This window comes from Saccharopolyspora sp. NPDC000995 (assembly GCF_053599315.1).
Genome location: NZ_JBSFLZ010000015.1, coordinates 1 through 15,002, shown reverse-complemented (window position 1 = coordinate 15,002; position 15,002 = coordinate 1). Strand labels below are relative to the sequence as shown.

Here is a 15,002-nt window from a genome sequence, read left to right as displayed (position 1 = left end):
AACGATCCGGAAAAGGATTCTCGCGGCATTGAGAACCATCAGGGTCCCTCTCGTGATCTGGGCGGCGCTGCCCGACAGCCACGATTACCAAGCAACTGCTTGTTCTCAGCCTTGCAGCAGGCTCGGTGTGATGTCAAGACTCCCCGGCTTCGCCTGCGAAACCCGCCCGGCCGACCGACTCCTGTTCAAGTCGGCCGGCGCACGGATCGGCACCCGTCAAGAACCGCTTGAGACGAAAGCCTTGTCGAACCGGATGATGCTGCCGCGACTCAGCCGGAGCCCGCCCACCCGGTCGCTGAAGACGTTCGCCTCCTCGAATGCCGCCAAATTGGCCGCGAACGGATCACCGGTGAGCAGCACCTGCAGACGGCCCAGTGCCGCCTTCTTCTCTTCCACCGTCGCCGCGGCGCGCAACTCACCGAGAACCCGATCGACTTGCGGGTCGTGATAACCGTAGTAGTTCGACTCGGCCGCACCCGTCAGCTGCCGACTCAACGTGGCCCACGTCCCTTCCGAAAAGACCTGCGGCCCCCACAGGGCCAGGTCGTAGTTCCGGTCCACGACCACCCGCTTGATCACGTCCTGCAGGGGCAGCGAGTTCTCCAGCCGGACGTTGAAACCGACGGATTCCAGTTGGGCTTTGACGGCGATGGCTTCGTTGATGCGAGTGGGGGTGCTGTCCGCGACCAAGCCGATCGTCCCGTCCCATCCACCGGCCTTCGCCTGCTCGACCAGGCGGCGAGCGGTGGCCGCGTCGTGTTCGGGCCCCTGCTCGCCGCCGTAGAGGCCGGGTGTTTGCGGATGCACGAGCGCCGACGTGGCAAGCGCCGAGCCGTTGAAGACTCGCTGATTGATCGCCTGCGGATCGATCGACGCCACCACCGCTCGGCGAATCGCCTGATCCGAAGTCACCCGCCCCGGAGCAGCGTTCATGATCACGCTCTCGCCATAGTTGATCAGGGTCGACAGATCGCGGTAACCGGCCTGCCTGGCCTCGGCGATGACTTGAGGTTCACGCAGGAAGGCGACGTCTAGTTCACCGTTGGCCAGCGCTTCGTAGGTCGCACTGGCTCCGCTGAGCCGCACGAACCGCAGGGCCTGGACGCAGACCGGTCCACCCCAGTAGTTCGGTTTCGCCTTCAGCACGATCTCCTCCCCCGGCGCGTAGCGTTCGAGCTCGTACGGGCCGACCCCACCCCCGGTGGGATTCCTGGCGAAGCCGTCCGCGCCACGTTGCTCGACCAGGCGGGGATTGGTGATCATGCCTACATCGGTTGCAAGCACGTGCGGAAAGTCCGGGTAAGGGCCGTCGAGAGTGAACCGAACGGTCTTCGCATCGACGACGTCCACCGCCGAGATGAGCGCCGCCTCGCCGCGCGACGCTTGGGTGTTCTCCCGCGACTGGTGCCTGGCGATGCTCGCTTTCACGTCGTTAGCGGTCAATGGGTCACCGTTGCCGAAAGTCACACCGTCCCGAAGCTTGAGAGTCCACTGGATGTGCTGCGGGTCCGGCAGCAGGGACTCTGCCACGCGCGGCTCGTAAGTCTGCTTCTCGGCATTCCAGTCGATCAGCGTGTCGAAAAGGGCAGATACCTCGGTGCCACCCGTGGCCGCGTTCCCAGGCTGTCCAACCGGGTCGAGGCCGCGTGGTTCGGAGTAGGTTCCGACAGTGACCGTGCCACCGATACGGTCCGGCGTGCACGTTGCGTCTGCCGCAGTTGCCGAATCGGTTTTCGCCGAACCGCCGCACGCTGACACCAGCATGACGAGCATCGCCCCGGAGAGCGCCGCGACTTTGCGTGTCCCGCTCATGGATTTCTCCCGTCTACCCAAGCGCTCGCTTGGCTGACTCCGCAGACTCCGCCATGACCGCGGTCGGCGTCAATGATCGCGACCAACTTTGACGACGGGAAAGCCTTCGCCTACGCTAACCAAGCGGGCGCTTGGTTAAGATCCCGTGTCAGCTCCCGACGGGAGGAACAGCGTGAAACCGATACCGGCTTGGGGCACGGTGCCGCGAATGTTGCGCGCCACTGCCGAAGACCGGCCTGACACTGCCGTATGTCTCGACGGGGACACCCAGCTAACGCAGCACGGGCTGCGGGAATTCGCCTCCAAAGTGGCGCGAGCGCTTATCGCGCACGGGGTGAGCAAGGGCGATCGGGTGGCCGTCTGGGCTCCCAACACCTGGGAATGGGTCGTCATCGCCTTCGGCATCTGGGACGTCGGTGCGATCATCGTGCCGTTGTCGACCCGAGGCAAAGGAATCGAGACGACCGATCTGCTGAGGCGGACTGGCAGTTCTTTCCTTTTCACCGCAGAAAGTTTCCTCGGCCGTTCCAATGTGGACATGCTGCGCCAGGCGGCCGGCCCCGCAGGAGGTGAGCGTCCCTTCAGTGCGCTCCCCGACTTGCGCAAGGTGGTCCTCCTCGGCGAGCACCGCACCGCCACCGGGCTGCAGGGCTGGCCGGACTTCCTGGCGGCGGCCGAGGACATCGATCCCGGCTCGGCCGAGCAGATTGCGCTTGCGGTGCAGCCCGGCGACCCGTTCGAGATCCTGTGCACGTCCGGAACGACCGGTACCCCGAAGGGTGTGGTTCTGGACGGAACGCAGATCATGCGGGCCTACTGGGACTGGGCCGAGGTGATCGGGTTGAGACCTGGCGACCGCTACCCGATCGTCAGCCCGTTCGCCCACGGCTTCGGCATCAACGCCGGCCTGCTGGTGTGCGTCGAACGCGGCGCAACCATGGTGCCGGTTCCGGTTTTCAACCCGGACACCGCCTTCGACCTGATCGAGCAGCAGCAGGTGAGCGTGCTGGCCGGCCCGCCGAGCCTGTTCGCCCGGATGATGAGTCGCCCGGATTTCCCACAGCGGGACCTGTCCTCGCTGCGCGTCGCTGTGGTGGGCGCGGCGACAGTGCCGACCGACCTGGTTCGCGCGATGCAGACACAGATGGGGTTCGAGCAAGTCGTCAACGCCTACGGGCTGATCGAAGGTTCGTGCGTATCGATGACGCGCGCCGAGGACCCGCCCGAGGTCATCGCAGCCACGACTGGGAGCCCCATGCCGGGTGTCGAGGTCCGGATCGTGGACGACGGCGAGAAGCCGCTGCCACCCGGCTTGCGCGGCGAGATCCTGATTGGCGGATACGGCGTCATGAACGGGTACTGGAACGCGCCGGAACTGACGGAAGCGGCGGTGACCGAAGACGGTTTCCTACGCACCGGCGACATCGGAGTCCTGGACGAATCCGGAAACCTGTCCATCGTGGACCGTAAGAAGGAGATGTTCATCTGCAACGGGTTCAACGCCTATCCAGCTGAGATCGAGAACCTGTTGCTGCACAACGAATCGATAAGCCAAGTCGCTGTCATCGCGATGGACGACGAGGTCCAGGGCGAGGTGGCCTGGGCATACGCAGTACCCGCCGAGGGCTCCGACACCGACGAGCAAGCGGTGGTGGCCTGGGCGAAACGGGCGATGTCCAACTACAAGGTGCCGCGGCGGGTGGTTTTCATGCCGGAGCTTCCGACCACCGCCAATGGCAAGATCGACAAAGCAGGCTTGCGGAAGACCGCGCGGTCGAGCCGCGAACAACCAACTGCTCCCGGGGAAAGGGCGTGAAACCATGACCGCAGGCTCCACTCCTATCGACGCCACGGCGGCGGAGCAGATCGATGCAGCACGTTACCGCCGGGTGCTCGGCCATTTCGCGACGGGGGTTGTCGCGATCACCGCCATCGATCCCGGTACCGGCCTCCCCACCGGACTAGCCGCGAACTCCTTCACCTCGGTGTCCATCGACCCGCCACTGGTCGCGTTCTGCGTGGCGCACACCAGCTCTTCCTGGCCGCGGGTTCGCTCGGCCGGCCGCTACTGCATCAATGTGCTTGCGCAGAACCAGGAAGGCGTCTCCCGGCAATTCGCAGTCAAGGGCGGCGACAAGTTCGCCGGCCTGTCCTGGCACCCGTCCCCCCACAGCGCTCCGGTGCTCGCCGACGCTGCGGCCTGGCTCGACGCACGCCCCGTCGCCGAACACCACGCGGGAGACCACCTCATCGTCGTCTCCGCGATAGATCACCTCGAAGCGCCCGCAGCAGACGCGGCTCCCCTGCTCTTCTACAAGGGGCAGTACGGTCGCTTCCAAGCCTGAATATGGCCTTTCTCATGAAACCGCCACGCCTGACAAGGCGTGGCGGTTTCATAATGTTCGCGTCAAAGGTCGGTGATCCGCAGTCCTGCGTGCGCCTTGTACCTGCGGTTGATCGCGATCAGATTGGCGGTGAAGGCCTCGACCTGATGAGCGTTGCGGAGTCGGCCGCCATAGACACCTCTGAAGCCGGGGATGGTGTCCGCCAGTGTGCGGACGAGATCGGTTGCCTCTCGGTCATCGCCGAGGACGAGCACATCGGTGTGCACTTCGGACACGCTCAGATCGGCCAGCAGTACCGCGGACACATGGTGGAAAGCGGCGGTCACTCGCGAGTCGGGTAGCAGCTCCGCTGCCTGCAGCGCCGCACTTCCCTCAGGCACGGGCAGCGCGAAAGGCCCCTGCTTGTCGAAACCGAGCGGGTTCACGCAGTCGATTACGATCTTGTTCGCAAGCGGTTCGCGCAGCGATTCCAGCAGATCCGCATGGCCATCCCAAGGCACCGCGACCAGAACGATGTCCGCTTCTTGGGCACATCCCCGGTTGTCCGCGCCGCTGACGTGTCCGACGTCGGCGGCTGCCCGGATCTCCTCGGCGGCGGCCTCGGCGCGGTCCGCACCGCGCGATCCGATCACCACTTTGAGGCCGGCTTTCGACCAACGTAACGCGAGCCCTTTGCCCTGCGCCCCGGTCCCGCCAAGAACCCCGATCGTGAAGTCCCCAATGCCGGCCAACCCGGCCACCACCTCTCCTTGTTTGAACGCGGCTCACGACCCGTTCGCCGGGTCGATCACCAGCTTCCCGAACGCCTCGACCGAGGCCAGTAATTCATCCCTTGTGGCACCCGAGAACGGCACCGAAAGCCAGGTAACGCCGGCGTCGGCGTAGGCGGGCACGACTTCCCCGAGCCCCGCGAAATCATCGAGATCGGGATGCTCGGTCATCCGCATGCCAAACGGCACGAAGCACACATCGGGCATGTCCGTCCGACCGGATTGCGCCGCGGTTTCCCGCAGCAGAGCGATCCGCTCTGCCAGGTCGTCCATCGTCTCCAGCGGCGGGGTGCGCGTGAGTTTGACCGCCGAAGCGGGCTGGGGGATCGGCATCCAGCCCTGCGCGTGTTCTACGGTCCGACGAATCGCTCGCTTGCTGTTGCCACCGATCCAGATCGGCGGGTGTGGCCGCTGCGCGGGCGCCGGGCGCATGGTGTGGCCCGCGACGATGTAAGGCGGTGCCTCCAGCGTCACCGACTCTCCCGTCCAGGCCATCTTGACCAACTCCAGCGCCTGGTCGGTCCGCGCCGCGCGGTCCTCGTAGTCCAGGCCCAGTGCGGCGAATTCGGACCGCAAATAACCGACGGCCGTCCCGAAGATCACCCGGCCGCCGGAAAGCACGTCCAGGCTGGCGATGGCACGCGCGGTGAGGAAAGGATTGCGGTACGGCAGCACGTAGATGTTGGTCAGCAGTCGGATGCGCTGGGTGCGCGCTGCCGCGAACGACAGCGCGACCATCGGATCCAACGCCTGATGTCCCCCACGCGCCAACCACTTGTCCTGGGGAAACGGATGGTCTGTCACGCTGACGGCGTCAAACCCGGCCTTCTCGGCGGCCTGCGCGACCTCCGCGACCGCGTCGGCCGTCAGGAACTCTTCCTCGCGCTCGACCTGGTCGGTGGGCAGACCCAACACGAAACGCACAGCGACACCTTCTTTCTCTGCTCAGGCGCGCTCCCGCGCGGACGTGGTGAATCTGTCGAGAACGGTGCAGGCCTGCGCGACGGTGCGGTCGATGATCTCCGCGACGCTCGGCAGGTCGTCGATCAGTCCCACGACCTGACCGGACGCCATGACACCGAACTGGGCGTCGCCGTCAACCATCGCGGCGCGGTAGAGCATCGGAGCGTTCGCGGCCATGGCGATCTGGGCGAAGGGCAGCTTCTGGTTCCGCCGCATCGACAGACCTTCCCGCAGCAGCGTGACCCAGGAGTTGCCCGAGAACTTCTTCCAATCCCGCGCGCTGTGCACCGACCGGGCCAGCCGCGAGAGGGGCCCGGTGGCATCCAGCCTGTCCGCCTGCTCGGTCCGCAGTACCCGGCTCGGTGCGCCGTCCACCGCCGAGGTTACGAACGTGTCGGTCACCGACTTGCCGAGGTAGATCTCCTTGATGCGGTCGCGGACCTGCGAGTCGGTCGAAAGCAGGAAGCGCGTGCCCATCGCGATGCCTGCGGCGCCGTAGGAAAGCGCGGCCACCAGGCCGCGGCCGTCGAAGAAGCCGCCCGCGGCGACCACCGGGATGTCGACGGCGTCGACGACCTGTGGCAGCAGCAGCGTGGTGGGAACCGCGCCGGTGTGCCCGCCACCCTCGCCACCCTGGACGATCACGGCATCCACACCCCACTCGGCGACTTTTTCCGCGTGCCGTTTGGCTCCGACCGACGGAATGCACACCACGCCGGCGTCCCGCAGACGCGCGATCACGTCCCGTTTGGGGGCTAGCGCGAACGACGCGACGCGCACACCCTCGCGGATCACGAGATCGACCCTCTCCATGACGTCTGCGGAGTCGGAGCGCATGTTCACCGCGAACGGCGCATCGGTGGCCGCTTTGACCTCGCGGATCGCGGTTGCCAGCTCCGGCACGCTCATCGTCGCGCTCGCGATGACGCCGAGTCCGCCGGCCTTCGACGTGGCCGCGGCCAGGTGTGCTCCCGCAACGAATCCCATCCCCGTCTGCACGATCGGATACCGGATGCCGGTGATCCTGCACAGCTCCGTGTCAAGCACATGCGCCATAGGCGCGGTGTCCGCCATCGGCCACCACCTTCGCGTTTCTAACAATGATCAGCACCTCGCTTCGGTCATGCGAAGCGCGCTTCACCTGCCGAGAGCACCGTGGTCCCCGCCGCTTCCGCCGTGAACGCGACCGCCTGGTGCTCGCCCCGTGCCCGCAGCCGGACTGTGTCACCTGGCAGCACTGGGGCGGAGAACCGTGCCGCAAGCTCAGTCAGCTGCCAAGGCGCCGCGTCGACGGCTGCCGCGACCGCTCGGGCTGCCATGCCCAACGTGCACAGTCCGTGCAGGATGGGCCGAGTGAATCCGGCCTCCCGTGCCGCCTGCGGGTCGATGTGGATCAGGTGACGGTCACCGGTGAGCCGGTAGAGCGCTGCTTGGCCACGGGCCGTAACAACGTTCCCGGTCCACTCCGGTGCATCCGCCGATACCGAGCAGCTCTGCTCGCCGCGTGGGCCGCGTTCGCCGCCGAAGCCTCCCTGTCCGGGCAGGAAGATCGAATACGCGGCACTGAAGAACTCGGACTCGGCGACCACGTCCACCACCGCGGACTTGCCCTTGTCCCAAACCGCTTCCAACCGTCCCCGCACCTCGAATTCCCCGTCAACGGGAAGTTCCTTGTGGACGGTCAGCCGCTGCGCGCCGTGCAGCGAACCTTCCGGGGTGAAAGCCCCCGCCGCCGACGCCGCGTCGGCAACCCACAGGCCAAGTGTCAAGGCGAACGTCGGCAGCACACGCAGCCTGCGCTCGTACACGAGCTCAAGGTCCTCCGGGCCGGCGCCAACCGCCAATGCGTAGAGGATCGCGTCGCGGTCGTCGTACACGACCTTCCTGGTGCCGAGATCGGACCCGGCGAACGCGGCCAGCGTCATGCGGCTTTCCTTCCCAATGGCGCAACTGCGCGTCCGGGTGGCGTCGTTACGCCGTAAACATACCAAACGATTGCTTGGTAAGCCAGGAGGATGCGTCCCCCGTGCTCTCGGTCGCCAGCCCGTGACGCACGGAAGGCCTGACTGCCATCTCGCAGGTCGGGCTACCCGTGCGACCCGTCCGTCAAGGGGATTCGCTTCGGCCATCTCGGTTCGCGCCAAAACTCATCTGAGTCGGAACTGGGCATGTGCGCCGCGTTTGAGGAGGCGGCGCCGTGTGATCGACTGCATTTGAAAAGCGGTAGGATGTACATCGGGGACACCGGTTTGCGGGAAGATGGGGCGAATGCGTCGAGGGTTGCGGGAGATCGCCGCGTCGTTCACCGTGGCCGCACCCGCCGGTTCCCGTATCGGTTGCGGCTTTCCGTTCGACCGTTCGACCTCGATCCCTGCCTTGATCGTGTGACCGAGCCCTGTTGATCAGCTCAAGCGCCACCGTCTGACGCCTACCGCGGCGAGTAAAGCACCAGAGGGTTGCCCCACGGGTCGGCGACCACCGCTCTGGTCTCATGTGGACCTTCGGTGGGGGAGGAAAGCACCGTTGCACCGGCCTTTTCCAGGTTCGCCACCGCTTGAGCCACGTCGGCGACCTTCACCGAGGCGGCCGGTTTTCCACCGGTCACGTCCTCCTCCGGACCTGCGATCGCGAAGGTGACACGACCCCCGTCCAGCGCCGCGTAGCGAGTACCGTCCTGGAACTTCACCGAAAGCCCGAGCGCCTCGCTGTAGAAGGCAATCGCCTTGCCCACGTCCGGCACCGGGTAGAGCACGTTGCCGATCTCGCTCATTCTCAACTCCTCTAATAGCCGCCGCTGTGCGAGAAGATGTCCCGCGGGTTGTGGACGAGCATCAGATCCACTTCCTCCTTGGTAACACCGCGCTGCAGCAAAGCGGGCACCACGTCCAGCGGAATGTGCAGCCAATGCCAGTTGGGGTGCTGCTTAGCACGCTGCACAGGATCGGACATGTCCGACCAACATGACGTGTCGTGCGAGAGCACGAGCCTTCCCGCGTGGCCGCGGCGGCACATCTCGACGACGATCTCCACCCGCTTGTCGAACGGCACGGTTTCCAGGCCGAACCGGTCCATGCCGAGGTACGAACCCGCGGATACGAGCTCTTCGAGGTAGTCGTAGTCGTCGGAGTCTCCACAGTGGCCGATTACCACCCTGGACAGTTCGACCCCTTCGTCCGCGAACACCTGTTGCTGGTCCAGCCCGCGACGCGACCCCGCATGGGTGTGCGTCGTGATGGGAGCCCCCGTCTTGCGATGCGCCCGGGCGACCGAACGCAGCGTTCGCTCGACATCGGTGGTCAGCCCGCTGACATCGGTGACGCACTTGAGCATCGCGGCCCGCACACCGGTGTCGCCGATTCCCTCCTCGATATCGCGAACGAAGTACTCGTACATCAGATCCGGACCGCCGAGCGGGGCACCGGGACCGCGGTAGTGGAAGTACACCGGCAGGTCATTCAGGACGTACGCGCCGGTGGCCACCAAGATGTTCACGTTGCTGCGACGTGCCACTTCGAGGACTCGCGGCACGTAACGCCCCAGACCCAACACGGTGAGGTCGACGATCGTGTCCACACCCGCGGCCTTGGCCGAGGCCAGCCGGCTGACCGCGTCCTCAATCTGCGCTTGCTCGTCCCAACCGGACACCTGCCAGTTCTCTCGAACCTCCGGGCTGGTGACGAAGATGTGTTCGTGCATGAGGGTGGTGCCGAGGGACTCCACCGGAATCGGGCCGGTCGCGGTCGGCACTGTCTGCATTGTCGATCCCGTCATAGCTCCGCCTCCGGGTGCACGATGTGGTTTTGCGCGTGCCAGGGCTGGTGCGCCTGGAACCCGCCGTCGGCGATGATGGTCTGGCCGGTGATGTAGTGGGAGGCCGGAGAAGCCAAAAATGCGATGATCTCGGCCAGTTCCCTGGGTTCGGCGAAATCGCGGACCAGGAGGTTCGCGTCGTAGGCCGAAAGCTTGTCCGGCGACAGGTTGCGCCGTGCCGTGGGGCTGAGCACGAGGCCCGTCGCTACGGCATTGCACCTGATTCCGCGTTTACCGTGGCTGGTGGAGATCGACCGGGTCAGCGAGTACTTGGCGGCCATCGATGCGGCGTAGGCGACGTGCACGGTGTCGCCGCTGAACCCCGATGTCGAGCCGACGTTGACGATCGACCCTCCGCCTCCGCTCAACATGACCGGAATCGCGTGCCGGGCTGCGTAGACGGCCCCGTAGAAGTTGACCGCGAAGGTGCGGGCCCAGTTCCACTGTGGTGTGTTCTCGATGTTGATGTCGGTGACGTGGATGTCGTGGTCGTAGACCACCGCATTGTTTACCAAGACGTCGATTCGCCCGAAGGTCTCAGCGGTCTGGGTGACGATCCGGCGCACCTCGTCCTCGATGCCGACATCGGCCACGACGGTGTGTGCGGTTCCCCGGCGCTCCTCGATCTCCGCCGCCGTTTGCTTCGCCCCGTCGCCGTTGATGTCGTTGACCGTGACGGCGTAGCCACGAGAGGCGAGCAGGAGGGCGGTCTCCCGCCCGATGCCCTGCGCGGCGCCAGTCACGATGGCCACCTTGCCCATGCTCTTCCCTCCCGTCAGCGCGACATCGCCGCGCGTAGCTGCTCGGTGGCGGTCATGTCGATTTCCAGGTCGTCGCCGAGCACGACGCCGTACACCTGTCGCGCCGCTTCGGCGGTGACCCTCCCGTCGGCCACGTCGCCCCGGACCTCGGCAACCGGCCTGTCCTGGGGAAGTCCCATACCCCCGCCTCCGGTGGTTTCGACCACGAACGCCTCGCCGGCGCGGAACGGTTCGTTGTTCACCTTGGACTCCAGCCGGATCTTCCGGCCGTCCGCGATGATCCGGTAAAAACCGCCGGGCACGCCGGGCGACCCGCCGTCTCGGCCGGGTGGGCCGGTGCGCAGGCGGTCGCCGCGCGTGGTGACGTAGGCGTCTCCGAGGAGCCGGAAGGTGGTACGGGTGCCGAGGCCGCCGCGCCACCGGCCCGCGCCACCCGAGTCAGGCAGGTGCTCGACCGCCTCGACGATGAACGGGCATCGGGCCTCGACCGGCTCCACCTGTGGCACGGAGTTTCGTCCGAGCCCGAAGTGGACACCCGTGGCGTCCGGGCCGTCCTTGCCGCGGCGCGCACCCACTCCCCCGTAGTCATAGGCCAGATGCACCCAGTAAGGCGCGTGCTGTGCCGCGATGGAAAACGGCTGCAGGATGCCGGACGCGGCGATCGCCCGATCGTCGAACGCATCGGACATCGCCTGGAACACCGCCTCCATGGCGGCATAGGCGGGCAGGAAACGGCCACCGCACGGATATGGCGATGTCGCGTTGAGCAGACTGCCTTCGGGCAGCCGAACGTCCAGAACACGGAGGCAGCCGTCGTTCATCGGGATCGTGGGGTCGATGAAGCAACGGAAGGCGAATACGGCAGCTGCCAGGGACTGCGACAAACTGGCGTTGACCGCAGCCGCGACCTGACCGTCGGTGTCCGCGAAATCCAGCACCGCTGTCTCGCGATCGAGCGATACCTTGACCCGGACGGTGTAGGAGCGGCCGGGATGAATCCCGTCATCGTCGATCACGTAGGACGCCTCGTACTCGCCCTCGGGCAGTTCCGCGATCGCCGCTCGGGTTCTCGTCTCCGTGTAGCCGAGGTATGCCTCGACCCGGGCGGCGAATCTGTCGGCACCGTGTTGCTCGATGAGCTCCTCCACCCGGCGCGCCGCAGTGGCGGCGCCGGCGATGAGCGCTCGGACATCGCCCAGCACCTTCTCCGGCGTACGACTGTTCAGGGCCAGGATTCCGGTGATGGACGACTCCAGGCCGTCGGCGGTGGCGATTCGCACCGGCGGCAGTTGGAGCCCTTCGAGGAAGATCTCGGTCGCCAGCGACGCCATGCCGCCTGCCGACGCTCCGCCGATGTCGGAAACGTGGATCAGCGTCGCGGTGAAGTACTCGACCGCGTCACCGACGAACACGGGACGGAAGATCAGCAGGTCGTTGGTGTGGATGCCGCCCTTGTACGCGTCGTTGGTGACGAACACGTCGCCGGGACGCATGGTCTCAATCGGGATATCGGCCAGCAGATAGGGCACTGCCACCGACAACGCCATGCTGTTCATGAGCGTCGTGGCCATCGAATGAGCGATGAGCCTCCCGCGCTTGTCGAGGATGGCGGCGGAGGCGTCCGAACCTTCGACGATGAAGGTCGAGTAGGCCGATTTCACCACCACTATGCTCGCTTCCTCGGCGGCCACCACCAGCGCGTTGCGCAACACCTCGGCCGTCAGGTCGTCGGACAGCACGCCCGTCATCGGCTCTCCTCCCTGCTCAGCACGACGTTGAAGGACGTGTCGATCTCGGCCGACCAGTTCGGCGCAACGACGATCGTCGACTCGTGGTCGCCGATGATCGCGGGCCCGGCCACGCTGGTGCCGGGAGCGATCGCGTCCCGGTCGAAGATCGGTGTCTCCCGGTAGTCCCCGAACTCGGCGAACCAGACCCGGCGGCTGCTCGCGCTGCCGCCCGTACCCGTTGGTCGTCTGCCGAGCGGTACCTTCGGCACCTTCCTGGTCACGCGAACCCGGAAGCTCACCAGCTCGATAGGACCGCGCATCGCGATCCCGTACGCCAGCCGGTACTGCTCGTAGAACCGCTCTTTCAGCTCGGCGAAAGCCTTACTTTCCAAGAGAATTTCGGGAAGCTCGATCCCGATCTCGTGCGCCTGTCCGGCGAAACGCACGTCGACAGAACGCCTCACCTCGACGTCCGCGGCGTCGAGCCGGACACCCAGATCCTTCGCGGATTCTTCCGCCAGACCGATGAAAATCCCTTCCAGTTCGGAAAAGTCATCGGCCGGTTCGGGAAGTACGCGTGTCAGCACTCCGTCAGTGCTCAAGTCGGTCGCCAGCAGGCCAACGGCCGAGCCCACGCCGCACGAAGGCGGGACGATCACCGTCGAGATGTCGAAACGCTCGGCCACCCGGGCGGCATGCATCGGTCCGGCGCCGCCCGAGGCGACCACCGCGAAACCACGTGGATCGACCCCACGCTGCACGGTCACCACGTGCACTGCCGAACCCATCGTGGCGTTGGCGATCTCGTGGACCGCGTTGGCCGCTTCGGCAGACGACACGCCGAGTGGCCGCGCCAGCCGGTCCGCCACTGCCTTCTCCGCCAATTCCGGAGCCAAGCGCATCGTGCCGCCGGCGAACGTGGCCGGATCGAGGTAGCCGAGCACCAGGTTCGCATCGGTGACCGTCGGTTCGGAACCACCGAGCCCGTAGCATGCCGGCCCCGGAGAGGAGCCTGCCGACCTCGGCCCGACACGCAACGCGCCGCCCTCATCGACCCAGGCGATGCTTCCGCCCCCCGCACCCACTTCGGCCAGGTCGATGGCCGGCACTTTGATCGGCACGCCCGTGCCGGCGCGTCGGCCGCCGAAGCTTCCCTTGCCACCCACATAGAACTCGTGTGTGATATCCGGTCTTCCATCGCGGACAACGCATGCTTTCGCAGTGGTTCCCCCCATGTCGAAAGAGATCACGTCGGAATGCCCGGCCCCGAGCCCGGTGAACCGAGCCGCGACCACACCGGCCGCTGGGCCGGACTCGATCGTGGCGACCGCGCGTCGCCCGGCGAGTTCGGCCGACATCACGCCACCGCCGGACTCCATGACCTGCACCCGGCATCGCACGCCCAGTTCGGCCAGGCGTGACTCAAGCACTGCCAGGTATCGGACCATCAACGGCCCGATGTAGGCGGACATCAGCGTGGTCGTCGAACGCTCGTACTCGCGCATCTCGGGCCACACGTCCGCCGAGGCGACAACCGTCGCCCCCGCGGGCAGCTCCGCCCGGAGAATCTCGGCGACCCTGCGTTCATGCGCGGGATTGGCGTAGGCGTGCAGCAACGCCACCGACACCGAGCCGATGCCACGATCGGCAATTCGACGGGCGACGGCACGCACCGCATCCTCGTCGAGTTCACGCAGCACTTGCCCGTTCGGCCCTATTCGCTCGGGCACCTCGAAGCAGTCCTCGGCCGGGACCGGGGAGGCAGGCGGATCGAACCCGAGGTCGAACCGATCCTCTTCCACCCTCGCGTAGCGGCCGAGCGGCAGCAGGCCGCGGAACCCGAGCGTTGTCACATGAGCTACCCGAACCCCGTTGCCTTCAAGGATCGCGTTGGTCGCCAACGTCGTCGCGTGCACAACGCGAACCACCTGATCGGGTCGCACGTCAGCGGTAGCGAGGGCCGTCCGGACGCCGGTCAGGATGCCCTCGGTGGGATCGTCGTGCGTACTCAGGGTCTTGGCCACCGAGGCCTGGCCAAGTGGCCCGGCGAGAACAACGTCGGTGAACGTGCCACCGACGTCAACGCCTAGCGCATAGCCATCTTCCTGACGAACAGCGTTGGCGGTCATGCTGCCCAAACTAGGACTTGAGCAAGCGCTTGTCTAGGTTTCACTTTTCGGCCGCAGGCCGGTGATCCACTCGACAGCGCGCCTACGAGCGCCGTACGGAGCGATCCGAGCCAGCCAGCCGGCCACGACGTCACCGGCACCCAGCCGCGTCCGCAACGGCGGTCGCGCACGATCGAGCACCTGGCACATCCGCAGCGATGCCTTGTAACTGGGCCTGCTGCACCGGGCGAGACCGGACAGACGCAGCAGTGCACGCTGGGCAAGTTCGGCATAGGCACTGTCCGGAGGCAGGACGGGCAGCGCGTGCGCACCGAAGCCGGTGTCATGATTGCCAGGCTGGAAGATGACAACGTCCACCCCGACCGGTCGCAGCTCGACGGCCAGCGCCTCGCACCAGCCCTCAAGCGCCCATTTGGCGGCGGCGTAGACGGAGAACATCGGGTGCGCAACGTTAACGGCATTGCTCGATATCACCGCCACTTTTCGGCTCGTCTGCTGCTTCCGCGGGTGTCAGGATCGTCCGGGGTGGGTGGGTGAGTGGGCGGCTGTCGAGGCGGCGAAGCCTCGTGGACGGCGCAATTTCGCGCTGGGGGGTCGTGAGTGTGAAACCGGGCTCCATGGGAAGGCGGTGGGGCACCGTGCCGTACCTGTATATGACAGCGACGACGAGCTCGCGTGCCTC

13 protein-coding genes are annotated in these 15,002 nt (G+C 66.3%); 2 read left to right on the top strand and 11 right to left on the bottom strand.

Annotation, left to right across the window (positions count from 1 at the left end; genetic code table 11):
* Positions 1-216: 216 nt before the first annotated feature.
* Complete coding sequence (locus ACWDKQ_RS07985; protein WP_450138013.1) at positions 217-1,812, bottom strand: ABC transporter substrate-binding protein; 1,596 nt, start codon at positions 1,810-1,812, stop codon at positions 217-219.
* Positions 1,813-2,020: 208 nt separating this feature from the next.
* Between ACWDKQ_RS07985 and ACWDKQ_RS07980 the strand changes: the two genes are divergently transcribed.
* Positions 2,021-3,628, top strand: a complete 1,608-nt coding sequence (locus ACWDKQ_RS07980) for an AMP-binding protein (RefSeq protein ID WP_450138012.1) — start codon at positions 2,021-2,023, stop codon at positions 3,626-3,628.
* Positions 3,629-3,632: 4 nt separating this feature from the next.
* Positions 3,633-4,157 carry a flavin reductase family protein gene (locus tag ACWDKQ_RS07975; RefSeq protein ID WP_450138011.1) on the top strand — a complete coding sequence of 175 codons (525 nt, stop codon included), beginning with the start codon at positions 3,633-3,635 and terminating at the stop codon, positions 4,155-4,157.
* 62 nt (positions 4,158-4,219) lie between these two features.
* On the opposite strand, the gene npdG is transcribed toward ACWDKQ_RS07975, so the two are convergent.
* From npdG to ACWDKQ_RS07925, 10 genes are all read right to left on the bottom strand, one after another.
* Positions 4,220-4,897 (bottom strand): NADPH-dependent F420 reductase, encoded by a 678-nt coding sequence (gene npdG, locus ACWDKQ_RS07970; protein WP_450138010.1) that lies wholly within the window; start codon positions 4,895-4,897, stop codon positions 4,220-4,222.
* A gap of 24 nt (positions 4,898-4,921) precedes the next feature.
* Positions 4,922-5,851, bottom strand: a complete 930-nt coding sequence (locus ACWDKQ_RS07965) for an LLM class F420-dependent oxidoreductase (protein WP_450138009.1) — start codon at positions 5,849-5,851, stop codon at positions 4,922-4,924.
* A gap of 21 nt (positions 5,852-5,872) precedes the next feature.
* Positions 5,873-6,964: an NAD(P)H-dependent flavin oxidoreductase gene (locus ACWDKQ_RS07960; protein WP_450138008.1), complete on the bottom strand. Its 1,092-nt coding sequence runs from the start codon at positions 6,962-6,964 to the stop codon at positions 5,873-5,875.
* 47 nt (positions 6,965-7,011) lie between these two features.
* The gene (locus tag ACWDKQ_RS07955; protein ID WP_450138007.1) at positions 7,012-7,815 is read right to left on the bottom strand and encodes a MaoC/PaaZ C-terminal domain-containing protein; all 804 of its coding nucleotides are present in this window, start codon (positions 7,813-7,815) and stop codon (positions 7,012-7,014) included.
* A gap of 503 nt (positions 7,816-8,318) precedes the next feature.
* Positions 8,319-8,660 (bottom strand): VOC family protein, encoded by a 342-nt coding sequence (locus tag ACWDKQ_RS07950; protein ID WP_450138006.1) that lies wholly within the window; start codon positions 8,658-8,660, stop codon positions 8,319-8,321.
* Positions 8,661-8,671: 11 nt separating this feature from the next.
* On the bottom strand, positions 8,672-9,646 hold the full coding sequence (locus ACWDKQ_RS07945) for a phosphotriesterase family protein (RefSeq protein WP_450138005.1): 975 nt from the start codon (positions 9,644-9,646) through the stop codon (positions 8,672-8,674).
* 11 nt (positions 9,647-9,657) lie between these two features.
* Positions 9,658-10,461, bottom strand: coding sequence for an SDR family NAD(P)-dependent oxidoreductase (locus tag ACWDKQ_RS07940; RefSeq protein WP_450138004.1), 804 nt, complete (start codon positions 10,459-10,461; stop codon positions 9,658-9,660).
* A gap of 14 nt (positions 10,462-10,475) precedes the next feature.
* The gene (locus tag ACWDKQ_RS07935) at positions 10,476-12,209 is read right to left on the bottom strand and encodes a hydantoinase B/oxoprolinase family protein (protein ID WP_450138003.1); all 1,734 of its coding nucleotides are present in this window, start codon (positions 12,207-12,209) and stop codon (positions 10,476-10,478) included.
* Complete coding sequence (locus tag ACWDKQ_RS07930) at positions 12,206-14,320, bottom strand: hydantoinase/oxoprolinase family protein (protein ID WP_450138002.1); 2,115 nt, start codon at positions 14,318-14,320, stop codon at positions 12,206-12,208. Before ACWDKQ_RS07930 ends, ACWDKQ_RS07935 begins: the two co-directional genes overlap by 4 nt.
* 33 nt (positions 14,321-14,353) lie before the next feature.
* Entirely contained in the window at positions 14,354-14,800 is a 447-nt protein-coding gene (locus ACWDKQ_RS07925; protein ID WP_450138001.1) for an SDR family NAD(P)-dependent oxidoreductase, read from the bottom strand.
* Between the last annotated feature and the right edge of the window lie 202 nt (positions 14,801-15,002).